This is a genomic window from Gilvibacter sediminis, from assembly GCF_028561565.1.
GTDB classification, from domain to species: Bacteria; Bacteroidota; Bacteroidia; order Flavobacteriales; family Flavobacteriaceae; genus Gilvibacter; species Gilvibacter sediminis.
This window is the reverse complement of record NZ_JAQQTE010000001.1, coordinates 681,671-705,971: the sequence shown is the minus strand read 5'-3', so window position 1 is coordinate 705,971 and position 24,301 is coordinate 681,671. Positions and strand designations below refer to the sequence as shown.

Here is a 24,301-nt window from a genome sequence, read left to right as displayed (position 1 = left end):
CTAAAACAGTTGATTCAACACCGTCAAAGACTGGGGTGCTTTATAATTTTGCAAATGTAGCTGATAATACCTCAATAGCAAATTTAACACCTCCAATCGGCCTGATTTTGGCACTTTGACGCTTGTAGAAGCATCAAAATCTATACCGAAAAACTGCTTAAAATGACTCACCACCTCATCGCAATTGCACATGGGGTCAATGACCGGCTCGGTGAATCTACCTTCAAGTAAATGGAAACAAGGCAGTTCCATGGCCTGATCGTCTGGATAAAAGCCCAAATATCGGCTCAATTGCAACAAAAAAACAATGTGAAAACTGGCGTAGCTCTTGGCTTCATCTAGCCATACAAAAGACTCGGCTAAATAGTCAAAGAGCGGTTTGTTGGGTTCTTCTTCTTGAATGGAATGCTGCAGCATCTCTGCTAGGAACATCACTAAGGTCTGTTTGATGATATCGGTGTGCAGCTCTTGATAAGGTACTAAGAGTCGCGCCTCTTTGATGTATTCTAAATTGCGATTGTCTTTGTGATTGGCCTCGATCTCCAAAAGGCTCAAGGGTAAAAAGAGCGCCTTTTTAAGCTTACCTTTTTTGCTTTTGAGCACGCCGCGAAGCAAATAAGATTTCAAGCCCGCTTGCCGCGTATAGCACTTTACGATCAGGTCGGCCTCGCCGTATTTTAAAGAAGAAATAACCAGTGCAGGCGTAGTGACATGCATCAGCGAACAATCATGATTTTAGAGACCTTGGTCTCCAAAGCGTCCTCTGTAGTCGCCATAATAAAATACACTCCAGAGCGCACGCGATACTTACCAAAAGCAGTGGTATCCCATTGCACACTGCCTCCCTCTGAGGTCTGCTCAAAAACCAAGTTCCCTTCCAAGTCTGTGATCTTGACGTTGGCACCCTCTGTAAGACCATCAATAGTCACAGGACCGCTGTATTCTGGGCGTACCGGGTTTGGAAAGGCATAAAGCCCTTGAAGATCATCTCTAGGATCTGTAGCGCGGCCATTAAAGGCGACTAAGCCGTTGGTGGTAGCAAAGTAGACACGTCCGCTGAGTCCGTCAATAGCAATGTCTTGAATGTTGTTTGAAGGCAAGGGCGAATTGTCTTTGGTGAATCTGAGTAAAGTCTCTTGCCCGTTGGCAGAGAAATAAAAGACCCCGGAAGTTGCCGTGGCTACCCATTTGTTGTTGGAGCCGTCTACTTCAATATCGGTTATAGGCTGTTCAAAAAGCAATTCCTGAGGCACGCCATTCTCTAAAATGATGATCTGGTTGGAGTCAATATTACTGCCTTCCTCAAAAATTCCACCCACGTTAAAGAACACCCGCAAACCTTGCGTAGTTCCTATCCAAAGTCGGTTGTTGTTGTCAAAGGCTAAAGCGCGAACATCATTAAAGGGCAGGTTTCCGCTTCCAATACCTTCTGCGATCTTTCTGAACTCTCCAGAGAGCGGATTATAAGCAATCACCCCGTTCTGCGCACTCCCAAAATAAACAAAGCCTTCACGACTCACTTTGAGTTCGGTCAAGGCCAGATCCGGGTCGCTGCTGGGAATGACAGAGGTCACATCTACAGAAGATATGGCTCCGCCGGGAGTAATTCGTTTTAATCCGTCATCTACCAAGGATTGTACAAACCACAAATTACCTTCTCGGTCAAAATCGGCTCCGTAGATACGAATGTCTGTGATCTCTGTGGATATGGTTTCCAAGGGACTATTGCTATCGTCATAGATAATGGTAGGCGTACCTTCTCGTAATTCCAAAAGGCCTGAATTGAAGGAGCTGAAGTAAACCTGCGAGGTATCTGCAGGGTTGATGGTCACATTCACAATATCATTGGCTTGGAAGATATCGTCATAGCTATAATTGCGCCAAGAATCGTTGAACAAACGACTCATCCCAAAACGGCTGAGCGGGAAGGGGTTGAAAGACACCGTCACATCACCAAAGGCAGCGTAAAGCTGATTGGGTGCAGCATCAATAGCAAATACGCGGTTTTGTAAAGGTCCATCCGGCAGCACTTGAGTGGGTGTATTGGTACCAAAAGGCACTTCGAGAATTCCAAATTCGCGGGTTCCCATATAAATATTGCCATTCTTGGCAGAACCTGCATTGAGTCGGTATTCAAAGCCAGGCAAACCCGTTATAAAGGCTACTTTTTCAAAATCGGTATTGTAAACATGTACTTGCGTGAGCGTAGTAGCGATCAAGTATTGATCCGTAGCTCTAAAGTCAATGATTCCCTCATCCAAGGTTTCCAGCAATGTAAAGCCTCCACCTTCATTCTGTCTAGAGATCTGTCCCGCAAATCGAGACAAATACAAGGTACCGTCAAAATTCACTACTCCGCGTTGAGCGGTTATTACGGTATCCCAAAGATTGAAGTCTATGAGGTCTGGGCTGGACTGATCGGCTCGCTTTAAACCTTCTAATGGCGCCACAGCATAGATGAATCCATCTACAACGGTGGTTTGCACAATGCGCAGACGCGTCCCGCCGGCTCCTATAAAAAAGGTGTCTCCAAATTCAAGAGCGCTTAGATCGTATTCAGAAATTCCGTAATCCGTGCTGATGTATAAAATATCCTCGAATTCGTAGAAATGGTTGATCCGCTTCTCGTCTGGCGGCACGGCCAATTCATCCAAAATATCTACAACGGTCACTACCTCGCCGTCTTCCAAAACCACCTCTAAAAGGCCGTTGGCATAACCGACAATGGTTAAATTATTGGCTTGGCTGTAATAAATGGTAGAGATCTCTTCCCCAGAAAGCCCTTGAACAGAAGAGGTTGTGGTGAGGTCTCGTGTGGTAAGATCGAGTTCAAAATAGGCATTCTCTGCTGCGACAATGAGCTCATCGGGACCTTCTGAAATGTCCACAGTGGTATTATAGGAAAAGAAACCCGTCCAACTGTCTTCAAAATTTTGAGCAGTTGCCGTGAGACCCATCAGCAGGAAAACTAAATATAATGCAGCGCGCATGCCGTAAGCTTTTCTTCTAAATAACACGCTAAAATAGCTTTTATTGCTAGAACTGTCTTGAGCTTATATCTATTTGCTAAAAAAATATTCTTTTAAGTTCTGTCTTCGCCTTTTTCTCCTTCCGTAGCGCTGCTATGCAACTCGAAAAATCCTTCAACATAACTCAAAACTCTAATTTTTCGCTTTACTAGATATAACCCCAAGACAGTTCACTCTTTTTATAACCAACAAAAAAACCGTCGAAACTGTTGCTTCGACGGCTTTACTATCTCTATAAAGGAGAATTTATACCACGCCTTGTGCGAGCATAGCATCTGCTACTTTCACAAAGCCAGCAACATTAGCTCCTTTTACATAATCTACATAACCGTCACCGTCTTTCCCGTACTTAACGCAAGCATCGTGAATATCATTCATGATCTTGTGTAGACGCTCGTCAACTTCTTCCGCCGTCCAGTTCATACGCAAAGAGTTCTGTGACATTTCCAATCCAGAAGTGGCTACACCTCCAGCGTTAGAGGCCTTTCCAGGAGAGAAAAGGATCTTCGCTTTGTGGAACACTTCAATGGCTTCTGGAGTACAAGGCATGTTTGCACCTTCACCAACACAGAAAACTCCGTTGTCAACTAAGGTCTTGGCCTCATCTCCGTTTAATTCGTTTTGAGTGGCACAAGGAAGTGCAATATCTCCAGCAATTCCCCAAGGACGCTCGCCTTCAAAGAATTTAGCCGATGGATACTCGTTCACGTATTCTTTGATACGCCCGCGCTTGTTATTCTTAAGGTCCATGATGAAGGCCAATTTATCGGCATCGATTCCATCTGGATCGTGGATGAATCCACCTGAATCACTCATAGTTACTACGTTTCCACCAAGCTCAGTCGCTTTCTCACAAGCAAACTGCGCTACGTTACCAGAACCTGAGATCAAAACGGTCTTTCCTTGGAAGCTCTCTCCGCGAGTTCCCAACATATTTTCTGCAAAATATACGTTCCCGTAACCCGTAGCTTCTGGACGGATCAAAGATCCACCGTAAGCCAAACCTTTACCGGTCAAAACTCCCGTAAATTCGTTGCGAAGACGCTTGTACTGTCCAAACATATAACCAATTTCACGACCACCTACTCCGATATCACCGGCAGGTACGTCCGTGTCAGGACCTATGTGTCGCGCCAATTCGGTCATAAAACTTTGGCAAAAACGCATTACTTCTGCATCTGACTTTCCTTTTGGGTTGAAGTTAGATCCACCTTTACCACCACCCATAGGTAAGGTTGTAAGGCTGTTCTTGAATACTTGCTCAAAACCGAGGAACTTTAGAATACTCAAATTCACAGATGGGTGAAAACGAAGACCTCCTTTATAAGGTCCAATGGCAGAATTGAATTCTACACGGTATCCCTTGTTTACTTGGATGTTACCTTCATCATCCATCCAAGGCACACGGAATAGAATGGTGCGCTCTGGTTCTACCATACGCTCTAACAACTTGGCGTTTTGGTATTTTTCGTTGGACTCAATGAAAGGGATCACAGTTTCTGCTACCTCAGTCACGGCTTGCATGAATTCCGGTTCGTTCGGATTGTCTGCAGCTACCGCATCGATAAAGTCTTTAATGCTTTGTTTCATTTTTAGTTTGATTTAACCTGCAAGGGTTTTTCTCTTACAGGCCGCTAAATATGCAATTTACGGTTGATTCGTCGTTCCCAAAAGGGGAAACTAACTGGATTTACGAAAACGTTTGCGTAAATCTCGGCAAAGATAGCTTATCTCAATAAATGGGGCTTTATTTTTCATAAAATTCGCACTTAAAAAAACCTTAATTTCCTTGTTAAGGGTATTTTTATATATTTGCTATGTCTCAAATCAATCCGTAATTCCATGAAAACCAGATATGCATTCTTGGTCTTCGTCTTATTTTTAGCGGGCAGTTCTGTCGTACGTGGCCAACTTGGCTTTTCGCACGAAGTAGGTCTTCTATCCGGTCCGGTAGCCTTCCAATCGGACTACGGACTCCGAAATAATTTCGAAACAAACAGCGGAAACATGGGTATTGGTTTTGCCCTTGTTCACTACATCAACTTCGCTTACAGAGCGGATTGTAACTGTTATGCACGTGATACCTACTTTAGCGATCACTTCAAGGTTCGTTCGGAGATCGACTTTCATTACACCAAGCTGAATCACTTTGGAGAAGAGGCAGAAAGCCCGTCTGATGAAGGACAAGACTTACGCGATATGGAAGGTCGTGCACAGGTATTTGAGATCGGAACCGGATTGGAATACTTTCCTTTGAGCATTAGAGACTATGTGGCCGGAGCTTACCGCTGGGCGCCTTATGTTGGCGTTGGATTCCACTATGTAAGTTTTAACCCACGCACTACTTCTAAGCAGCCGGGAATTATTGGACTCTCACCAGAGAACACCTTTGACCCATTTATTGGTGGTGTGAATGACCAGCAAGACAATACCTGGTCTATCGTTTGGGGAATTGGTACTCGTTTTAAACTTAGTCCTTTGAGTGATTTGGTATTGGAGTCGCGTTGGCACTACTACCTTTCTAACTGGGTTGATGGTTTGAATCCAGACGATGAGGCCTATCCCGCAGATAAATTCAACGACTGGATCTATTGGGTTCAAGTTGGATATATCTACTACTTGGATTAATCCAGGGCCTGCTTTAAATCAGCAATTAGATCTTCTTCATCTTCGATCCCCACACTCAGGCGGATCAAAGACTCTTTTATTCCGTTTTTCTCACGTTCTTCTTTAGGAATAGAACCGTGCGTCATACTCGCTGGATGTCCCGCTAAAGATTCTACGCCACCCAGAGACTCTGCCAGGGTAAATATCTTGAGCTTTTCCACCACTTTCACTGCTCCTTCATAGGAATCTTCCACCGTCGTAAAACTCATCATGCCGCCAAAGTCCTTCATTTGGGATCTTGCTATATCGTGGTTAGGGTGATCCTCAAATCCAGGCCAATAGACCTTATCGATCTTCGGATGACTTCTTAAAAACTCCGCCACTGCGCGTCCATTCTCACAATGGCGCTGTACCCGCAAATGCAAAGTCTTTATCCCGCGTAATACTAAAAAGCAATCTTGAGGACCGGGAACCGCTCCGCTGGAATTTCTAATGAAATACAACCTATCTGCCAACTCTTGGTCCTTAACAATTAAAGCGCCCATGATCACATCAGAATGGCCTCCGAGGTATTTAGTAGCAGAATGCATCACTATATCGGCACCCAGATCTAAAGGTTGTTGTAAATAGGGCGTAGCGAATGTATTGTCCACACCCAAGAGCACCTTATTGGCCTTGGCAACCTTAGCAATTCCTTTAATGTCAATGATATTGAGCATGGGATTGGTTGGGGTTTCTACCCAGATCAACTTAGTATTCTCATTGATATAAGAAGCCACCTTTTCTGCACTTTGCATCCCCACAAAGTGAAATTTGACACCGAACTTTTCAAAGATCTGTGTAAAGAGTCGGTAGGTCCCGCCATAGAGATCATTGGTAGAGACCACCTCATCTCCAGCCTTGAGTAATTTGAGCACCGTATCAATAGCTGCCAAGCCTGAGCCAAAGGCTAAAGCGTTGTTTCCGCCTTCTAAAGCCGCCAGCGATCCTTCTAATGCAGATCTTGTTGGATTACTGGAACGGGCGTACTGATGTCCCTTATGACCTCCTGGTGTGGTTTGGGAGTAGGTGCTGGTCTGATAGATGGGAGGCATTACCGAGCCATAAGCTGGGTCTATTTCATGTTGTCCTCCGTGGATGGTCTTGGTATTAAATTTCATGGGCTAAAATTTACTTTATAAAAATACGCTATCTCCAACTCATTATTAAATAAGTGGCTACCTTTAATGCTTTAAATGATTCTTGTGAAAATTCGTCTGTCCTTCGTTTTACTTTCTTTGCTGATCCTTACCGCGTGTAGTGATCAAAGCAGCCTGAATTTTGTTCAAAAAGAGGTCAGCCCTGGAGCGCTGAGCCTTTGTGATCAGAGCAAATGCCCGGAGATCTCTGTGTTTTATGTGGAAGCAGATCAGGCAGATCCGCGATCTACAGTGATCAACGCGCAAATAGAGCAAGAATTGGGAGAGATCATCTCTAGCGCCGTGATGCCGGGAGACAGTTTGATATCGGAAGTACAACCCGCTTTAGATGCCTTTGTCAAGAGTTTTCAAGATTATTACGGAGATTTCCCAGAAGATGCCTTGACCTATCAATTGGAACTGGAACACCGAGTGAGTTTTCAAAACGAGGACCTTATTAGTCTCAGCACGGTTTATTATACCTACACCGGTGGCGCTCACGGATACGGCAGCGAGTCTTATTTGAACCTCAATCCAGAAACGGGAATAGCTTACAGCCTGCTGGAACTCATTGATGATGTGGAAGAATTCACCGCTTTTGCAGAACGTCAATTCCGCACCCAAAACGGCATTGCCTTAGATGCCAACATTAGCAGCGGTCAATTCTTGTTTGATGAGGATACCTTCTTCTTGCCAGATACCTACGGCTTTAACGAGTCTGGGATGGTTTTTTATTACCCAACCTACAGCATCGGGAGTTATGCTGACGGTCCAGCCACTTTAGCCTTTACTTGGAAGCAGATTGGGCCGTGGCTCAATATCCCAGTGCCCGCTTTATAGCCATCACATAACCTAAATGCAGGCCTTCATGGAAGTTGTTGAACTCAATGGCCTCATCCACGTCAGTTAAAGTAGTGCCTGTGGTCACCGTGTATTCCTTGTAGCGACTGAAGAGTCCTTTGTTGTAATCGGCTCGGGTCTTGTCCAATAAACTAAAAAGTTGTTTTCTCAAAAGGTCTACAGCCTCTTGATCTACATCTCCCGTCACCTGACTGCCTTTGCGATAGCCGGCAACTTCATCCTCCGTGAGGGACATGGGTAATCCAGAAAGATTATACACCAAAAGTTGTTGGGTCACCACCACATGCTTGATGTTCCAAAAGATATTGTTTCTAAAATTAGGTGGAACCGTATTGAGTTGTTCCAAACTGAGGTTTTCTAAAAACCCGTCCAAGATCTTACGGGTTTTGTAGGTGGTGTCTATGCTGAATTCCATGTTCAAATTTTTCTTAAAGGTAGTTCATTTGGAATGGATTGCCGTATTTTTGTAAAGCACGTAAATCAACCAAAACCAACCTTATGCGCACTGTATTTCACCTGTCTACTTGCAACACTTGTCAACGTATTCTTTCTGAATGGACTCTCCCTGCGGATGTGACCCTACAAGACATTAAAACAGAGGCCATCACTGCAGATCAATTGGATCATATGAAAGCATTGGCCGGAAGTTACGAGGCTTTATTTAGCAAACGTGCTCAACTCTATCGCGGACGCGGTTTGCATGAAAAGACCCTGAGTGAATCTGACTATCGCGAGCTTATTTTAGATCATTACACCTTTTTGAAGCGCCCCGTTTTGGTTTTAGACGATCAAATCTTTGTGGGTAACAGTAAGAAAGTCGTCGCTGCTGCGTCTGAAGCGCTATCATGAAAAACTTAAGATGGCTCGCCCTTTTAGCCGCAACGGCTGCCAGTACCATTTACGGCATTAATCACACCATTGCCAAAGGCCTAATGCCCGATGTTATTGGAGCCTATGGCTTTATAGTGCTCCGCGTGACGGGTGCTGCTGCCTTGTTCTGGTTGGTGAGTCTGTTCTTTCCCAGGGAGAAGGTGGACAAAAAAGATTGGCTTCGCTTTCTTGGTTGTGCCGCTTTTGGGATGGTGATCAATATGCTGATGTTCTTTAAAGGCTTGAGTCTATCCACGCCCATCAACAGTTCGGTGGTCATCACGCTGTCTCCAGTTTTATTGCTGATCTTATCCACAATCTTTTTAAAGGAAAAGATCACCTGGATCAAAGCAACCGGAATTGGTATTGGATTGGCAGGAGCCTTATTGCTGATCCTATTTGGCGCTAAAACCCAGCCCAATGCGCCCAATATCCCACTAGGTAATTTGTTGTTCATTATCAATGCTGCGAGCTATTCGGTCTATCTGATCATGGTAAAGCCCTTGGTGTCTAAGTACAGTTCCATCACCTTGATGAAATGGTTCTTCCTTTTTGCGGTATTTATGAACCTGCCCGTAGGTTGGAATGAATTTGCCGCTGTAGATTGGACCGGACTGGATTGGAACCAGATCTGGGGCTTGAGTTTTGTGGTAGTAGGAACCACTTTTATGACCTATTTGCTAAACGTTTTTGCGCTTAAAGAATTGAGTCCATCTACCATTGGTGCCTTTATTTATTTGCAACCCGTTCTCGCGACGGCCTTTGCAGTCTTGGCGGGAGCAGACACCTTGAACAGCCTCAGAATTGGCGCCGCTGCCATGATCTTTGCGGGTGTTTATCTGTCGAGTCGGAAGAAAAAATCCGCAGCAAAACAAACCTAAAATTAACGTAGTCTTGATAAATTCCTAGCTGCGATGAACTATCTTTAAGTTCTATCCTAAACAATTAAATCATGACTACAGAACAAATAGCCAATAACTTAGTGGATTGGTGTAATGCAGGCGATTTTGAACGCTGCTACACCGAATTATACAGCCCAGATATTGTGAGCATTGAACCTCATGGAGAGAACCCGGTTTCTGAAGGTATGGAAGCCGTTGCTAAAAAAGGAGAATGGTGGGAACAGAATTTTGAAGTCCACGCCTTTAAGGCAGAGCCTGCCGTAGTTGCAGACAATTGGTTCTCCGTAAAGATGAGTTTAGACACCACCTTTAAACCCACGGGAGACCGTTCGCAGAGTTCGCAGATCGCAGTCTATCGTGTGGCCGACAACAAAATTGTTAAAGAGCAATTCTTCTATGACGGCATGTAAAGAAAAAGCCCGCTGAGATAGCGGGCTTTCTTTTTATTCTTCCAGGTCAATAGGCATTTTGCCCGCGGCCCTCATGTCTTCTTTAGTGAGCCATTTAAAGTCTTTTGTCTTTGGAGACTCTTCCAGTAGGGCCATCAAGTCCTCCGGAAGCGGCGTAAGCTTTCGTGTCATTAAATTGATCCAAGCACCCACCATTTCACAATGCGCCATATTGCGGCCTTTGTGATCGTAGAAATTGTGCACAAACTTAAAGAAGGTTCCGTCCTGACTCACTCCGCCTAACTCAAAACTCACGCGAATCTTCATCCCTTGAAAGGCTTCCTTGAAGTAAAAGATGTTCTCATTAAAGACCACAGGCCCTATTTGATGTTTGGCCATGGCTTTCATATCAATGCCTCGCTCAATGAGGAAGCTCATTCGGGTGTGGGACATGAAATTAACGTAGGCACTGTTGGCTAAATGCCGATTGGCATCAATATCGCTCCAACGGATCTCAAATTCTTTGAGGTACATAGGCAAAAACTTTTGTCAAAGATACTTCTTTTGAATTGGCTCCGCGGATCAAAAAATAAAAAAGGCGCCCGCAACAGGCGCCTTTTTAACGGAATGCGGTTCCCATTAGATCTGGCTCATTCCGCCATCAACTTCTACTTCAATTCCATTGACATAAGAGGCTTCTGGGCTTGCCAAAAAGGCCACTACGCGAGCTACTTCTTGCGGCTCACCAAAGCGCTTTAACGGCACGCTTTCTGCAAATCCAGCGCCCATTTGCTGTACTTCTTCCTGGGTCATTCCTTCCATTTTGTTGTAGATAGGAGTCCCGATTGGCCCTGGAGCCACGGAGTTCACGCGAATGCCCTTTGGCGCTAATTCTGAAGTCAATACACGAGCGTAAGAGCGCAAAGCCCCTTTGGTAGCCGTGTATACTCCGGTGCCTGCAAATCCTTTTTGATTCACAATAGAAGTGTTGAAGATCACGCTTCCTCCTTCACTGAGGTGAGGAATAGCCTCTTTGGTCAAAAAGGCTGGGCCTTTAATGTTGATGTTGAATTGGTTGTCAAAGAAGTCCTCGTCAATTTGATCTGCAGGTAAGAACTGCGCTACCCCTGCGTTAGCAAAAAGCACATCGATCTTCCCGTAAGCGTTAACCGCTTCCTCAATGAGACGCTTGCTGTCCTGCGGATTGGCTTGATCTGCCAAAACAGCTTTAAAGTCTCCGCTTAATTCAGCGCTGGCTGCATCTAAAGCCTCCTGACGACGACCCGAGAAAACTACCTTAGCGCCTTGATTTAAAAATTCTTTGACGGTGGCCAGTCCGATTCCGGAATTACCTCCTGTTATTACTGCTACTTTGTCTTTAAGATTACTCATGATTTTGATTTATTTTGAAACGTTCGTTTCATTATTGATTAAAAAAATTTTAGGTGATGTTTTTAAATATTTGTTTTACCAGCTGACTCAACAACTGCGGATCTTGATTGGTCAGGCCATTCACACGCAAACCTTGCAAGCTCATCAATAAATAATGCGCCAACAGATCCACATCTGCGTCTGCTTTTAGTTCGCCAGCTTCTTGAGCTGCCTCCAGCAGATTGCGGAATCTCAAGTGCATCTTAGCATTGCTGCCGGTTAGCCAGTGTTGTACATCAGCCTGTTTGTTGGCTAATTCTGTTGTACAATTCACCAACATACAGCCTTTGTTTTCACTGTCACAGGCCCCAGAAATACCGCTTTGAAACAAGTCCTTGAGGACCTTTAAAGGCGATTCAGAACGCTCAATCATTTGATCAATTCCGTCTAGGTTTTGCTTGTGATAGGATTTTAAACTGAGCATGAACAGCTCGTGCTTACTGCCGAATGAATTGTAGATACTGCTGCGGTTGAGCCCCGTGGCATCCACCAAGTCTTGCATAGAAGTACCGTTATAGCCTTTGCTCCAAAAGACGGCTTGCACCTTTTGGATCACATCTGCTCTATCAAATACTTCTGTTCTTGGCATGTTTTGAAATTCTGATACAAATATATTGAAACAATCGTTTCATTATAATTGTTTTTATAAACTTTAACACTTCTCTTCACATTTTGTAAGTCTTTTTGAATGGCTTAATTGTGTAATTTCAGCCCTTTATTCTACTGCCGATGCGCAAGCTTCTTCTATTGATTTTACTGACCTTTCCTTTACAATGGAGCTTTGCTCAAACTAATCTGGGTGTTACTGATAAACTGAGTTCTCTCGGGAAGCTTTACGGTTATCTAAAATACTATCATCCCAATGTGGCTGCTGGTCAATTCAATTGGGATCAACAGCTTTTGAACCTATATCCAAAGGTGGTCGAAGCAGAAAACAAAGCTGATCTTTCTCAAGTTTATTTAAGTTGGATCGAATCCTTAGGGACCATTAACCCATGCAATTCCTGTGAAGAAGGTGGAGACTATTTTGAGGCCAACTTTGATCTGAATTGGCTCAACGACAGTACCGTTTTTTCTGTGGAACTCATCTCCAAGCTGAATCACATCCGTCAAAACCGAGCACAAAACGGCAATCATTACGTCAGTGCGGGACCGGCTGGTCAAGTGCAAATCACTAATGAACCTATCTATCCAGATATAGGATTTCCAAAAGAGGCCGAACGCCTTTTGGGACTCTTTAAATATTGGAACCTGATTGAGTACTACTATCCGTATAAGTACCTCAACGACACCTCTTGGGGTGCCGTTCTAAAAACCATGATCCCTGAATTCAAATCCGCAAGTGATTTGGAAGCCTATCACAAAGCCATAAAGAAACTGATTGCCTTTGTTGATGATTCCCACGCTTGGATCAGCTTAGACGCTAATAAAAAAGGGCAATACTTGCCGGTTCGCGTAACCAATATTGAGCAGAAAATGGTGGTGTTTGCCTATTACGATGAAGGGCTGGCAGCTCAGAACAACTTAAAACTCGGCGATGTCATCACACACATTAACGGCGAGGAGGTTACCGCTGCTGTGGAGGCTCTTTGGCCTTATAGAGGCGGCTCCAATGACAACCACCGCCGCATCCGCATTTACTATGACTTGCTCAATGCGGGAACCGGCCCTCTGAACTTAACAGTTCAAAGAGGGGATCAAAATCTTGAAATCAGCTCAGAACGCTACGCCTTTGATCGTTTTAACTATAGAGATCCAGAGCTCAACCCCAGCTCTAAAAGCCTGGATGATGAAGTGGGTTATATCAATATGATCAGTCTGGGAGGCAAAGAGATCAGTAAGATCTTCAAGCAATTCAAAGACAAAAAAGCCATCATTATCGATGTGAGAAATTACCCCACACAAACGCTTTACAGAACCACGCAATTTTTAAATACTCAGGACCGTGTTTTTGCCAAGATCTTTAAGCCCAACTTCAACTATCCCGGGAAATTCTACTTTGACAAAGGCCCCGAAACCCAAAGTAGCAAACGCGCTTTTGAGGGCAAGGTCATTCTTTTGGTGAATCAGGAAAGCATCAGTTGGTCTGAGTTTACGGCCATGGCGCTTCAGACTGCACCCAACGTGATCACCCTAGGCAGTCAAACCGCTGGCGCAGATGGCAATGTGTTAGTGTTTAATTATTTAGGCGGATATCAAACGGCCATATCTGGCTTGGGTATCATGTATCCTGATGGGCGCCTGTCTCAACGAGAAGGCATTGCAATAGATGTAGAAATTCAGCCAAGCATTGAGGGTTTAAGAGCTGGACGGGATGAAGTTTTAGAAAAAGCCATTGAACTTGCGAAACAATAAGTAATTTCGCGACGATGCCGCAAGTCACCCCCTCATACCAACCTGCCTCTTGGATCTCAAACGGACATTTGTCCACAATCTACTCGGCTAAAATCCGCCGTGTGAGCAATCCGTATCAGCAGCGACAACGCTTGGAATTACCCGATGGTGACTTTGTAGACATTGATCTGATTGTCAAGGAAAGCAGTTCCAAATTCGCTATCCTTTTACACGGATTGGAAGGGAATTCAACCCGTTCTTATATGAAGGGTGCTGCGCAAGCTTTGGAAGCGACAGGCTGGAATATAGTCGCGCTTAATTTTAGAGGATGCAGTGGGAGTCCAAACCGAATGTATTATTCCTACAATGCGGGAAGAACAGAGGACTTAGAGTTTTTAATTCAGCATGTCAAGCAACAGTATGCGCCTTCCAAAATGGGCTTGGTAGGTTTCAGTTTGGGTGGGAATCTCCTGTTGAAGTTCTTAGGCAGTAAAGCAAAGGGTTGGGAGGCTATTGATAAAGCGGTTGCTGTTTCTGCACCGGTTGATCTTAGAGGAACCTTACTGGCATTGAATCGGAAGGAGAATTGGTTGTATCGCACGGTTTTCCTCCGCAGTCTAAAACAAAAACTTCACCAAAAGGCCATTGACTTCCCAGACAGAATGGATCATAAAACGGTTCGTGCCATAGATTCGCTTTTAGCTTTTGACAATCAATATACGGCGCCTGCGCACGGCTTTAAAGACGCTCTTGATTATTACACCCAAAACAGTTGTGGGCAATTTTTAACCGACTTGGAAACTCCAAGTTTACTGCTCAATGCTGCCAATGACAGCTTTCTCAAAAAGGCCGGAAGCTATCCTCTAGAGATTGCTAAAAACTCAGATCACTTGTTTCTGGAGGTCCCAGAAGCTGGAGGTCACGTGGGTTTTGTTGCTCCAAATAACTTATATTACAGCGAACAAAAAATTTGCACCTTTCTCAATGACTGACGCTATAGAACTCTACGTATCGCTGGGCTATTTAGGCGTGATGATCTTACTGGCGTGGCTCTTTAAAAAATATCCACCAAAGAAGATCAATTCGCTTTACGGATACCGAACGCCTAATTCAATGAAGTCACAAGCAACTTGGGATTTTGCCAATCACTATTCCAGTCTGCTGATGATCAAGATCACGCTTTACAGTTTTGTACTTCCCTTTTTGTGCTATCTGTTCTATCCGCATTTGAACATTTTAATCACCCTGACGGGTCATTCTTTACTCTTGTTATTGATATTGGTTTTTACGGAGCGTGAACTCAAATCGCGATTTGATAAAGACGGCAAGCCCAAGTAGGCCGCTATTTCTTACCTTTGCCCAGTATTAATCAGCGCAGTATGATACAATCCATGACTGGTTACGGAAAGGCCATTGTAAACCTTCCTAACAAAAAAATCACCATTGAGCTCAAATCGCTCAACAGTAAGAACCTAGACCTGAACGCTCGCATTCCTTCTCACTACCGGGAAAAGGAGTTGGAGATCAGAAACAAAGTCTCCAAAGCCTTAATGCGTGGTAAGATCGATCTGGGACTGTTTGTAGAACTCACGGGGGAAGCAACTTCAACAAGTATCAACAGCGCTGTGGTTCAAGAATACATCCGTCAGCTCAACAAAGTAGTTCCGGGAGATGCTATGGATCATTTGCAGATGGCTGTGCGCCTTCCAGACGCACTCAAGACCGAGCGCGAGGATATCGACCCTAAAGAATACGCTTCCATCTTAGAAGCCTTAGAAAATGCTTTAGGAGCTATTGCAAATTATCGTCAAAGTGAAGGGGCCGATCTAGAGAAGGACTTCCGTCAACGCGTAGCAAACATCAGTGAGCACTTAGAAGCTGTGAAAACTATGGATCCGGAGCGTATGGATAGTGTCCGTGAACGCTTGACCAAGGCCGTATCCGACCTTAAAGAACAAGTGGATCAAAATCGATTTGAACAAGAATTGATCTACTATTTGGAGAAATACGACATCAATGAAGAGGTGGTGCGCCTGCAAAGTCATTTGGATTACTTTATCCAAACCATGGACGGGAAGCAATCCAACGGAAAGAAGTTGGGCTTTATCTCCCAAGAAATGGGTCGTGAGATCAATACTATAGGATCTAAATCTAACTACGCGCCCATGCAACAGATTGTTGTGCGTATGAAGGACGAGTTGGAGAAGATCAAAGAACAATGTCTGAACGTACTCTAATGAACGGAGATCACCAAGGTAAACTCATTGTTTTCTCTGCGCCGAGTGGCAGTGGAAAAACGACTATTGTTCGCCATCTTTTAGCGCAAGAGAAACTCAACTTGGCTTTTTCAATTTCAGCGACCAGTCGGGAACCTCGCGGGACTGAAAAAGACGGGATCGACTACTATTTCTTATCGCTCAAAGATTTTAAACAACACATTAAAAACGAAGATTTCCTAGAGTGGGAAGAGGTCTATCGCGATAACTTCTACGGAACTCTAAAGACCGAAGTTGAACGTCTGTGGGCTGAAGGTAAGCACGTGATCTTTGATATTGATGTGGCAGGAGGTTTGCGCCTAAAACGCAAATTCCCGGAACAAACCTTGGCGGTTTTTGTAAAGCCTCCAAGCATAGACGAGCTCAAGATCCGACTCAAAAAACGCAGTACCGAAGACAAGGCCAAAATAGACATGCGCATTGCCAAAGCCTCTGTAGAACTGGCTACTGCACCTCAGTTTGATCACATCATCTTAAACGACCATCTGGAGCACGCCTTGGAAGAGGCCGAAGATCTAGTGGACGATTTTGTAAATCCTTAAGCGGCGTTGGGAAAGAAGATTGGACTGTTCTTTGGCACCTTTAACCCGATCCATATTGGGCATTTGGCCATTGCCAATCATATGGCAGAATATTCAGACCTGGACCAGATCTGGATGGTAGTTACGCCCCACAATCCGCATAAAAAGAAACGTACCCTACTGGAAGATCATCACCGTTTGACCTTGGTGCGTATTGCAGTGGAGGAATACCCAAAACTGAAAGCCAGCGATATTGAATTTGGCCTACCACAGCCTAACTACACCGTAAATACCTTGGCGTATTTGGAGGAGAAGTATCCCGATCATGAATTTGCGCTGATCATGGGTGAAGACAATCTCAAGAGCTTTACCAAATGGAAGAACTACGAGGTTATAGCCGAGCGTCACGACCTGTATGTTTATCCGCGCATTTCTGAAGGCACCGTAGATCCGGATTGGGAGAATCACCCGAAAGTGCAACGTGTTGCAGCTCCAATTATGGAAATCTCGGCTACTGCGATCCGCAAAGGGATTGCTGCTGGGAAGAACATCCGCCCTCTTTTACCCCACGATGTTTGGGTGTATTTGGACGAGATGAATTTTTATAAGTAGTTGTCCTTAGTGCCGGTTTTCATCAACCCTTTAGCTTTAAAATCCGGGAATTTACATCCCCTCCCCATTAAAATTAAAACATTTTGAAGCGCTCTAACAGAGCTATGTAGTTGAATTTATAAATGTAATCAAGTAAACTCTATCAATACATGGGAGAGCGCTTGAATAGAATCGCTGGTTACGTGAAGCTACAAAACAAGAACCGCTCCTAAAAATTAACACTTCTATTAACTTTTAAAGGAGCGATTCCCAACTAAATAACCAACCAAAAAACTGTTTATGTCTTAACTATCTCTTTTATTTGAGCCTGTATGTCCGCTTTACTCTGGCGTTTAACTTCGGCTCTCTTGTACTGTATGTACCCCCGCCCTTTGTATCGGTATAACGTGCCCGATTGCGGGTGGTATAGTTCGATGGTGCTGTCATTGATAACGTGGAGTTCAAAGTATTCATTGCCCAAATAATCATAATCTAGTGTTAAATATTTTATGTAGGGGTCACCGGCATCATCAGCTACATTATAGACCCCTTCGTAATCCCAAAATATTAAATCAATATTCGTGCCAAGTGGGTCTTTAGAACTCCTAAAATTATCTAAACCTCCAGCAGGAAGGAACTGTAAGAAGTTTTCCTTATCAAAAGGATTCTCTGCTCCATAGTCACTGGTCGCTACATTTTCCCAAGCCACATACTCTTGTAGGAAGTAATGGATATTGTCGTAGAAAACCAGGTCGTAATCAAAGGTGTTTCTCTGATAGCCCACCAGGGTATAACTGATGTTCCCCGGACGATAATACACGCGGATCTCATTGTTACTCAGTGGAGTGATCTCAAGCGGATAAAACCCGTCCAGATCGTGGTTTACTTCTAGGATGTAATCGTATTCCAAAACATCATAAAAACCAACGTCCAATCCAAAGCCATTTCCTTGGCTACCGATCCCCACGAGATTGTTATTTGCCCAAAGCGTTCCGTTCAAAAATGAAACCGTGAAAGCCTTCTGCAAGAATGGGATCTCTCCGCTTCCTGTTGTACGATTGATATCTACGTACCACAATTCATGGGAATTCAATACCGCAGATAGAGGTACCGGAACTGGATCTGGATCCGTCACCACGACAACATCGTCTTCATAAATAACCTGCGTCGAACAGGCCGTAAAACTAAGGGCCAAAAGGGCAAGTACTGAGAGTGTCTTTAGTGTCTTCATAATCTTGGTATTAAAGTTCTGTTAGTAAAAACCAAACAGCGTGCCAAACTTACAATTCATTGATATACAGTTAATTGTGAGCTATTTTTAATTGATTATTTTTGAGAACCAAATAGCAGTAATGGCAAAAACCCCTAAAATCGCGGTCTTTGGCGGTGGCAGTATGGCTACCGCAATTGTAAAGATGCTCACAGAAAATGTGGACGAGCTGGGCTGGTATATGCGTTCCGTTTATGCCTTAGAACACATCAAAAAACAAAAGCACAATCCCAACTACTTAAGTTCGGTTGAATTTGAGACCGAAAAGTTGGTTTTGAGCAATGATATAGACGAGATGATCCGTTATGCGGACTTCTTGATCTTTGTCATTCCATCGGCCTTTTTGCAGGGTGAATTAGACAAAGCCAAAGAGTCTTTAGAGGACAAGGTCATTTTCTCTGCCATTAAAGGAATTGTCCCAGAAAGCAGCCTGATTGTGGGGGATCATTTTTTTACCCATTACAACATTCCCTTTGAGAACATCGGAGTGATCACAGGGCCTTGTCACGCTGAGGAAGTGGCTTTAGAGCGCCTTTCCTATTTGACCATTGCTTGTGCAGATCAAGACAAAGCCGCTTGGGTAGCCGATAAGCTCAGCAGCCACTATATTAAATGCAATATCAGTGATGATATCATTGGTACGGAATACGCCGCCATGCTTAAGAACATTTACGCCTTGGCAGCTGGAATTTGCCACGGCTTGGGCTATGGAGACAACTTCCAATCGGTACTGATGAGTAATGCCATCCGAGAGATGAAGCGCTACGTGAAGAAAATGCACAAAATGAAGCGGGACATTAATGGCTCTGCTTATTTAGGTGATCTTTTGGTAACCGGCTATTCCACCTTTAGTAGAAACCGTATGTTCGGGAACATGATCGGGAAGGGATATACTGTCAAGAGCGCCATGATGGAAATGAGCATGGTCGCCGAAGGCTATTACGCCACAAAAAGCGCCTACAAACTCAATCAGGCTCACGGAAAGAAAAAAGCAAAAACGCCGATTATCAACGCGGTGTACGCCGTTTTATACGACGGAAAGGAGCCCAAAAAGGTGTTTAAAAAGTTAGCCGATAAGCTTACTTAGCCATTACCCCAGACTCTTCCATCACTGGAAGTTCCTGCGCCAGCTCTTCTTTTACACTGTAAGGCTCAAATACAAAGGTCTTATCGTAGAGTTTGCCGTCTGCAAAGAAAGTGAGTAAGTACTCGTTAGTAAAGCCTAAGACCTCATCCGGGAGCAATTCAATCTTGGCTGAAGTTCCTGGAGCCACATCGTTTAGGCCGTGTCTTAAGGTAGAGGTTTTACGGTCTGAATCGTTTCCGCGAGACATCACCAAAGTGGTTTGCAAGACTTGATCCCAATCGTTGATCAAATGTACATACCAGTTTTGAGCCAAGAATTCCTTGTCCCATTCGCGTACGGCAACAATGTGAACCCGAGTTACCTCAGGGATCTCAATATCTTTTCGCATGGCTTAAAGGGAGCCTTTAAATTGTTGTAAAAAGCGGATGTCATTCTCGCTGAGCATTCGAATGTCTGAGATCTGATGCAGCAAAAGTGCAATTCTATCGATCCCCATTCCAAAGGCGAATCCGGAGTATTCTTTCGAGTCAATTCCGCAGTTCTCCAAAACGTTTGGATCTACCATACCACATCCCATGATCTCTAACCAACCGGTTCCTTTGGTCATGCGATAGTCGGTCTCGGTTTCCAAGCCCCAATACACGTCAACTTCTGCAGATGGTTCTGTAAATGGGAAGTAAGAAGGTCGCAAACGGATCTTTGATTTTCCGAACAATTCCGTAGTGAAATACTGAAGCGTTTGCTTAAGGTCTGCAAAGGAAACATCCTTATCAATGTACAAACCTTCCACTTGATGGAAAAAGCAGTGCGAACGGGCTGAAATAGCCTCGTTTCTATATACACGGCCCGGAGAAATGGTTCTAATAGGCGGCTGATTGTTCTCCATATAACGCACCTGCACAGAAGAGGTGTGCGTACGCAGCAAGATATCTGGATCTGTTTGGATAAAGAAGGTATCCTGCATATCACGCGCTGGGTGATATTCCGGCAAGTTCAAAGCGGTAAAGTTGTGCCAATCATCCTCGATCTCTGGTCCTTCAGACACGTTGAATCCAATCCTTGAGAAGATCTCAATGATACGATTCTTTACAATCGATATCGGGTGTCTTGAACCTACGTGTAATGGATTCCCAGGTCGACTCAAATCACCAAACTGACCTTGAACCGTACTTTGAGATTCCATGGAATCTTTGATCTCTTGCAATTTCTCATCAGCGGCTTGGCGCAGAGCATTGATAGCCTGTCCCAAATCCCGCTTCTGATCTGCAGAAACTTCTTTTAAATCCGAATACAAACCACGAAGAATTCCCTTCTTACCCAAGAACTTGATACGAAAAGCTTCCAGCTCATCGGCGGTCTCGGTAGCGAATCCTTTTACTTCGTCTATGTACTTATTGATCTGATCTTGCATCATTATCTTCTTTGCAGAGGGCAAATTTAAAATTTTATGCCCAATAAGGCCCACTTATTCAATGACTTCTTTTTCTAGGAAGTATTGTACAATGGCTTCTTTCATGAGCACGGTTTGCTCTCCAGCCTTCAAAGGGGGTAAAGGCGTAACTACTTCATAATGCGGCCAGCCGTCTTCATCTTCAAAATCAAAGCGGTAGTAGCCATAGGGCTCCAACAGACGGCAAATGGCAATATGCATGAGATTGACCTTGTCGTCCTTTTTAAAGCGACGGTCAAATTGTCCAAATTCCTGTAGACCGATCAGGTAGATGATCGCATCCAGGTCCATAGGGGCGCCATCAGCAAAACGCTCACTGATCATCGCGGTCACCGCTTCCCAACGCTCTTTAAGTAATGGATCTCTTGACATACTGTGGATTGAACAACAAAGATACGCAGCCCAGCGTTTGATTTGTATATTTATTGCAAATTAGCAACATGAATAGCTTAGATTTAGCCCTGGTGGTGATCATTGGTCTTGCAGCCTGGGGCGGTTGGAAGAAAGGTCTTTTTGTAGAAGTAGCTTCACTTATCGGTGTGGTTGCTGGTGTTTTTGGAGCGATATACTTCTCTGGATACGCAGGCAATTGGTTGGAGAATTCCTTTGACTGGGAACAGAAATACATCAACCTGTCTGCCTTTGCCATTACCTTCTTGATCATAGTTGTAGCCATTCAAATGGCGGGAAAGGTCTTAACCAAAATTGCAGATTTCGCAGCCTTGGGTATTCTCAATAAGCTATTAGGTGCGGTTTTCGGCGGACTCAAGATGGTCTTTATACTTTCTGTAGCACTCATGTGGTTCAACAATTGGGGGATGTCTGGATTTATCCTCACGGAAGAACGCAAAGAAGATTCCATCCTCTATGCCAATATTGAGCCTATCGCTCCGGCAATACTACCCGATCTCATTGAAGATGCTAAACAGATCATAGACGATACTAAAGAAGATCTGCGTCTAAACGAAGAGAATTAGAGTTCTTTAACGGCGGTGGCAGCCACCCAGCCGTCTTTTCCATTGCTGAGTTTAATACGCACCCAGTCTCCATCTTGGTCAATGATCTCCAATTTAGTGCCGGCATGCAATTCAAATGCAATGGTTCCGGTCTTCTTAGGAGCTTCTCGAACTTCCATACTGTCTGAAAAAACAATGGCCAAACGCTCCTTTTGAGCATCAGAATAGGTCATATAAGCCGCAGTAAAACTGAATAGCGTCAAACCTAGCAGCACAAAAGTTCCCACAAACAACAGGCGTTTGCGTGAGGTGGTTCCGGAGAAGTAATACCCCAGAAAACAGAACACTCCTGCAATAATAAAACCAACAGAAAGCCACGCCCACATAACACTGCTTAAACTTCCAATGGTGTTGTCATAAGTTCTGGCAAAAACGGTCTTAGGCAAAGGTTCAATGACATCCACGCGCAGATTCTGGGCAAAAACCAAGTTGTTTAAGACCTCTTTATCTGTTGGGTCTAGTTGCAAGGCCTTTTCATAGTAATAGACACTCGGAGCAACCTCGCCCAGTTTATAGTATGCGTTACCCAAGTTGAAGTATAATGCTTTGGAGTGCTGTCCTTGATCCAAAACAGCCTTCCAGTCATCAATAGCTTCTTGGAAAGCATCGGCTTTGTAGTGTTCCTTTCCAGATTCAAAAAGCGCATTAGCGTCTTGCGCACTTAAGGGTGCGATAACAAACAACAGTATTAGAAGCAGTATCCTTTTCATTACAATTGTTTATCGAGTTGAGTGACAACCAAAGTTGCCTTTTCATAATCTGAGGCTACATTATTGCTCGCTCCAGAAGCATATCGTGCAAATTCACAGCTCTTGAGCAGTTCAATAAATTGTGTGATCGAATCCGTATCGGCACCTTTTTCTTCCAACATTTGAGCGATCTTCTCTTTGGCCATCTCTGTGGTTTCAATGCGGAGTTTAGCGCGTAAATAATTGTGCATAGCACGTTCCAAAGACTCGTAGAACATCGCGGAATTCCCGAGGTTCTTCTTGGCCTCAGAAAGGTATTTCTTAACCAATTTATCTGCTTTGCGCTTGCGTTGTCCCTCTGCATCTGCCAAGCGTTCTTTACGTTTCTTTCCGGCAATAATGAAGATCGGGATTAGCAATAAAGGTCCTCCCATTAGCGACCAATACAAAGGTGATTTGAAAAAGGTCGGTGATGCAATAGGCTGCAAGGAAGATTTTAGTTTGATATAGTTGAACTGATCTCCCGTTTGAATGATGTTCTTGGTTCCGCTGCTCGCCGTGGCGGTATTATCATCTGCTGTGGAGTCTGAAGAAACCGGTCCGTTCTCCACCGTGATCACAGTTCCATCAGAAGTAATGGTCTTATAGGTCTCTGTGGCCAAGTCAAAATAGGAGAAGCGCAGCGGTTGAACCGGATAGGTTCCCTTATATTGAGGCACTACGGTATAAGTAGTGGCAATAGAACCACTCATTCCGCTGGAATTTGTCTTTATGTTTTCCTCGCGTTTGGGGTCATAAACCTCTAAAGTGCTCGGCAAAGTGAGTTCGGGCAGGTTGAATAACTTGAGATTACCATTACCTTCTGCTTCAACGCGAATCTCCAAGGATTCGTTAGCATCCACTTGATTGCGAGATGCACTGATATTGAATTTAAAGTCTCCAACAGCTCCAGTAAAGTTGGCCGGTTTGCCTTCTTCCGGAAGCGGCTTCACATCTATAGTTAAATTTCCTGCAGCTACCGTTTGATTAACTGTAGTGGTCAATCTACGCCCGAAGAAATCGCGCTTATTGCTTAAAACCTCTACGGGAACATCCAACACTAAGGGTTCAATATTGAGTTCTCCGGTTTTCTGCGGATAGAGTACCGCCGTTTTAAGGATGACATAGCGGTAATTACGACCTTTGAACTTTCCTTCAAAGACGCGACGCTGTTGGTTCTCTTTAACCTGACTCCAAAAGTCAGCATACTTAGGAATGTCTATTTCTCGCCAGGCACGAGTCACGCTAACATCTTCAGAAACATAAAGCTTATAAGTGACTGCTATGGCTTCATTGAGGTAGGGGTTGCGCTTGGAAACCTCGGCCACCAAATGCACATTTTCACTGGCCACATATTCTGCATTGTTCCCATCCTTAGGCACATCAACAGCGGCAGTGACCTCTACGGTAAGCGGAAGTGTTTTGTACAACTCTCCATCGATCTCTACGGTTGCTTGCTTGATGGTAAACTTCCCACGAGACATGGGAGATAAGAAATAACTAAAGGTTTTGGAATAGGTCTTCTTCCCGTTGATGTAGGTATTACTTACCGACTGATTGGGTCCTCCAACCACTCGGAATCCATCAAAATCGGGCGGCGTAAAGTTGTCACCGTCTTTGTTCATTTGAAAATCGACTCGGACACGTTCATTGATGCCCAACTTTTCCTTGCTCGTTGAGGCATTGAATTGCACCTGGGCCCAACCTTGGAATCCGCAAAGCGCAATTAAAATTACTAGTATCGATCTCATCTTCTCCATC

Annotated in this window: 27 protein-coding genes; 13 read left to right on the top strand and 14 right to left on the bottom strand. The window is 44.3% G+C overall.

The window, feature by feature from the left end; translation table 11 throughout:
• From recO to gdhA, 3 genes are all read right to left on the bottom strand, one after another.
• The gene (gene recO / locus POW22_RS03215; RefSeq protein WP_272831145.1) at positions 1-717 is read right to left on the bottom strand and encodes a DNA repair protein RecO; all 717 of its coding nucleotides are present in this window, start codon (positions 715-717) and stop codon (positions 1-3) included.
• On the bottom strand, positions 717-2,990 hold the full coding sequence (porZ, locus tag POW22_RS03210) for a type IX secretion system anionic LPS delivery protein PorZ (RefSeq protein WP_272831144.1): 2,274 nt from the start codon (positions 2,988-2,990) through the stop codon (positions 717-719). Before porZ ends, recO begins: the two co-directional genes overlap by 1 nt.
• A gap of 285 nt (positions 2,991-3,275) precedes the next feature.
• On the bottom strand, positions 3,276-4,619 hold the full coding sequence (gene gdhA, locus POW22_RS03205; RefSeq protein WP_272831143.1) for an NADP-specific glutamate dehydrogenase: 1,344 nt from the start codon (positions 4,617-4,619) through the stop codon (positions 3,276-3,278).
• 252 nt (positions 4,620-4,871) lie between these two features.
• On the opposite strand from gdhA, the gene POW22_RS03200 reads away from it, so the two are divergent.
• Positions 4,872-5,657, top strand: coding sequence for a THC0290_0291 family protein (locus POW22_RS03200; protein ID WP_272831142.1), 786 nt, complete (start codon positions 4,872-4,874; stop codon positions 5,655-5,657).
• On the opposite strand, the gene POW22_RS03195 is transcribed toward POW22_RS03200, so the two are convergent.
• Complete coding sequence (locus POW22_RS03195) at positions 5,654-6,796, bottom strand: trans-sulfuration enzyme family protein (RefSeq protein WP_272831140.1); 1,143 nt, start codon at positions 6,794-6,796, stop codon at positions 5,654-5,656. The two genes, POW22_RS03200 and POW22_RS03195, sit on opposite strands and share 4 nt — an antisense overlap.
• Before the next feature lie 84 nt (positions 6,797-6,880).
• Between POW22_RS03195 and POW22_RS03190 the strand changes: the two genes are divergently transcribed.
• Positions 6,881-7,654, top strand: a complete 774-nt coding sequence (locus POW22_RS03190; protein ID WP_272831139.1) for a DUF3298 and DUF4163 domain-containing protein — start codon at positions 6,881-6,883, stop codon at positions 7,652-7,654.
• Here POW22_RS03190 and POW22_RS03185 read toward each other — a convergent pair.
• On the bottom strand, positions 7,629-8,090 hold the full coding sequence (locus tag POW22_RS03185; protein WP_272831138.1) for a DinB family protein: 462 nt from the start codon (positions 8,088-8,090) through the stop codon (positions 7,629-7,631). The two genes, POW22_RS03190 and POW22_RS03185, sit on opposite strands and share 26 nt — an antisense overlap.
• Before the next feature lie 83 nt (positions 8,091-8,173).
• Here POW22_RS03185 and POW22_RS03180 point away from each other — a divergent pair, with 83 nt between their 5' ends.
• The 3 genes from POW22_RS03180 (at position 8,174) to POW22_RS03170 (ending at position 9,857) form a co-directional block, all read left to right on the top strand.
• Entirely contained in the window at positions 8,174-8,524 is a 351-nt protein-coding gene (locus POW22_RS03180) for an arsenate reductase family protein (RefSeq protein ID WP_272831136.1), read from the top strand.
• Positions 8,521-9,426, top strand: coding sequence for a DMT family transporter (locus tag POW22_RS03175; protein WP_272831135.1), 906 nt, complete (start codon positions 8,521-8,523; stop codon positions 9,424-9,426). Before POW22_RS03180 ends, POW22_RS03175 begins: the two co-directional genes overlap by 4 nt.
• A 71-nt stretch (positions 9,427-9,497) precedes the next feature.
• Positions 9,498-9,857 carry a nuclear transport factor 2 family protein gene (locus tag POW22_RS03170; RefSeq protein ID WP_272831134.1) on the top strand — a complete coding sequence of 120 codons (360 nt, stop codon included), beginning with the start codon at positions 9,498-9,500 and terminating at the stop codon, positions 9,855-9,857.
• 33 nt (positions 9,858-9,890) lie between these two features.
• Here the strand turns inward: POW22_RS03170 and POW22_RS03165 are convergent, their stop codons facing one another.
• The 3 genes from POW22_RS03165 to POW22_RS03155 form a co-directional block, all read right to left on the bottom strand.
• Complete coding sequence (locus tag POW22_RS03165; RefSeq protein WP_272831133.1) at positions 9,891-10,370, bottom strand: acyl-CoA thioesterase; 480 nt, start codon at positions 10,368-10,370, stop codon at positions 9,891-9,893.
• A 105-nt stretch (positions 10,371-10,475) separates the two neighbouring features.
• Complete coding sequence (locus tag POW22_RS03160) at positions 10,476-11,228, bottom strand: SDR family oxidoreductase (RefSeq protein WP_272831132.1); 753 nt, start codon at positions 11,226-11,228, stop codon at positions 10,476-10,478.
• 49 nt (positions 11,229-11,277) lie between these two features.
• Entirely contained in the window at positions 11,278-11,856 is a 579-nt protein-coding gene (locus POW22_RS03155) for a TetR/AcrR family transcriptional regulator (RefSeq protein WP_272831130.1), read from the bottom strand.
• A 140-nt stretch (positions 11,857-11,996) separates the two neighbouring features.
• Between POW22_RS03155 and POW22_RS03150 the strand changes: the two genes are divergently transcribed.
• Genes POW22_RS03150 through nadD form a run of 6 tightly spaced genes read left to right on the top strand, consistent with a single transcriptional unit; the run spans position 11,997 to position 17,010 of the window.
• Entirely contained in the window at positions 11,997-13,622 is a 1,626-nt protein-coding gene (locus POW22_RS03150; protein ID WP_272831128.1) for a S41 family peptidase, read from the top strand.
• A 14-nt stretch (positions 13,623-13,636) separates the two neighbouring features.
• A complete protein-coding gene (locus POW22_RS03145) occupies positions 13,637-14,593 on the top strand; it encodes a YheT family hydrolase (protein ID WP_272831127.1) in 957 nt (318 codons plus the stop codon).
• Positions 14,586-14,939 carry an SdpI family protein gene (locus POW22_RS03140; protein ID WP_272831126.1) on the top strand — a complete coding sequence of 118 codons (354 nt, stop codon included), beginning with the start codon at positions 14,586-14,588 and terminating at the stop codon, positions 14,937-14,939. Before POW22_RS03145 ends, POW22_RS03140 begins: the two co-directional genes overlap by 8 nt.
• 41 nt (positions 14,940-14,980) lie before the next feature.
• Positions 14,981-15,838 carry a YicC/YloC family endoribonuclease gene (locus POW22_RS03135; RefSeq protein WP_272831125.1) on the top strand — a complete coding sequence of 286 codons (858 nt, stop codon included), beginning with the start codon at positions 14,981-14,983 and terminating at the stop codon, positions 15,836-15,838.
• Complete coding sequence (gene gmk, locus POW22_RS03130) at positions 15,820-16,419, top strand: guanylate kinase (RefSeq protein WP_272831124.1); 600 nt, start codon at positions 15,820-15,822, stop codon at positions 16,417-16,419. The genes POW22_RS03135 and gmk overlap by 19 nt, the downstream gene beginning before the upstream one ends.
• Positions 16,420-16,425: 6 nt before the next feature.
• Positions 16,426-17,010: a nicotinate (nicotinamide) nucleotide adenylyltransferase gene (nadD, locus tag POW22_RS03125; protein ID WP_272831123.1), complete on the top strand. Its 585-nt coding sequence runs from the start codon at positions 16,426-16,428 to the stop codon at positions 17,008-17,010.
• A gap of 277 nt (positions 17,011-17,287) precedes the next feature.
• On the opposite strand, the gene POW22_RS03120 is transcribed toward nadD, so the two are convergent.
• On the bottom strand, positions 17,288-18,220 hold the full coding sequence (locus POW22_RS03120; RefSeq protein WP_272831122.1) for a nicotinic acid mononucleotide adenyltransferase: 933 nt from the start codon (positions 18,218-18,220) through the stop codon (positions 17,288-17,290).
• Between the two features lie 121 nt (positions 18,221-18,341).
• Between POW22_RS03120 and POW22_RS03115 the strand changes: the two genes are divergently transcribed.
• Positions 18,342-19,346: an NAD(P)H-dependent glycerol-3-phosphate dehydrogenase gene (locus tag POW22_RS03115; protein ID WP_272831120.1), complete on the top strand. Its 1,005-nt coding sequence runs from the start codon at positions 18,342-18,344 to the stop codon at positions 19,344-19,346.
• On the opposite strand, the gene POW22_RS03110 is transcribed toward POW22_RS03115, so the two are convergent.
• The 3 genes from POW22_RS03110 to POW22_RS03100 are packed head-to-tail and all read right to left on the bottom strand — an operon-like array spanning position 19,339 to position 21,168.
• Positions 19,339-19,734 (bottom strand): hypothetical protein, encoded by a 396-nt coding sequence (locus POW22_RS03110; RefSeq protein WP_272831119.1) that lies wholly within the window; start codon positions 19,732-19,734, stop codon positions 19,339-19,341. The two genes, POW22_RS03115 and POW22_RS03110, sit on opposite strands and share 8 nt — an antisense overlap.
• Before the next feature lie 3 nt (positions 19,735-19,737).
• Complete coding sequence (gene pheS, locus POW22_RS03105) at positions 19,738-20,757, bottom strand: phenylalanine--tRNA ligase subunit alpha (RefSeq protein ID WP_272831843.1); 1,020 nt, start codon at positions 20,755-20,757, stop codon at positions 19,738-19,740.
• A 54-nt stretch (positions 20,758-20,811) separates the two neighbouring features.
• Entirely contained in the window at positions 20,812-21,168 is a 357-nt protein-coding gene (locus tag POW22_RS03100; RefSeq protein WP_272831118.1) for a hypothetical protein, read from the bottom strand.
• 68 nt (positions 21,169-21,236) lie between these two features.
• Between POW22_RS03100 and POW22_RS03095 the strand changes: the two genes are divergently transcribed.
• A complete protein-coding gene (locus POW22_RS03095; protein ID WP_272831116.1) occupies positions 21,237-21,773 on the top strand; it encodes a CvpA family protein in 537 nt (178 codons plus the stop codon).
• Here the strand turns inward: POW22_RS03095 and POW22_RS03090 are convergent.
• Both POW22_RS03090 and POW22_RS03085 read right to left on the bottom strand, forming a co-directional pair.
• Positions 21,770-22,522, bottom strand: a complete 753-nt coding sequence (locus POW22_RS03090) for an SH3 domain-containing protein (RefSeq protein WP_272831115.1) — start codon at positions 22,520-22,522, stop codon at positions 21,770-21,772. The genes POW22_RS03095 and POW22_RS03090 overlap by 4 nt on opposite strands.
• Positions 22,522-24,291 (bottom strand): BatD family protein, encoded by a 1,770-nt coding sequence (locus POW22_RS03085; protein ID WP_336407698.1) that lies wholly within the window; start codon positions 24,289-24,291, stop codon positions 22,522-22,524. Before POW22_RS03085 ends, POW22_RS03090 begins: the two co-directional genes overlap by 1 nt.
• Positions 24,292-24,301 lie beyond the last annotated feature (10 nt).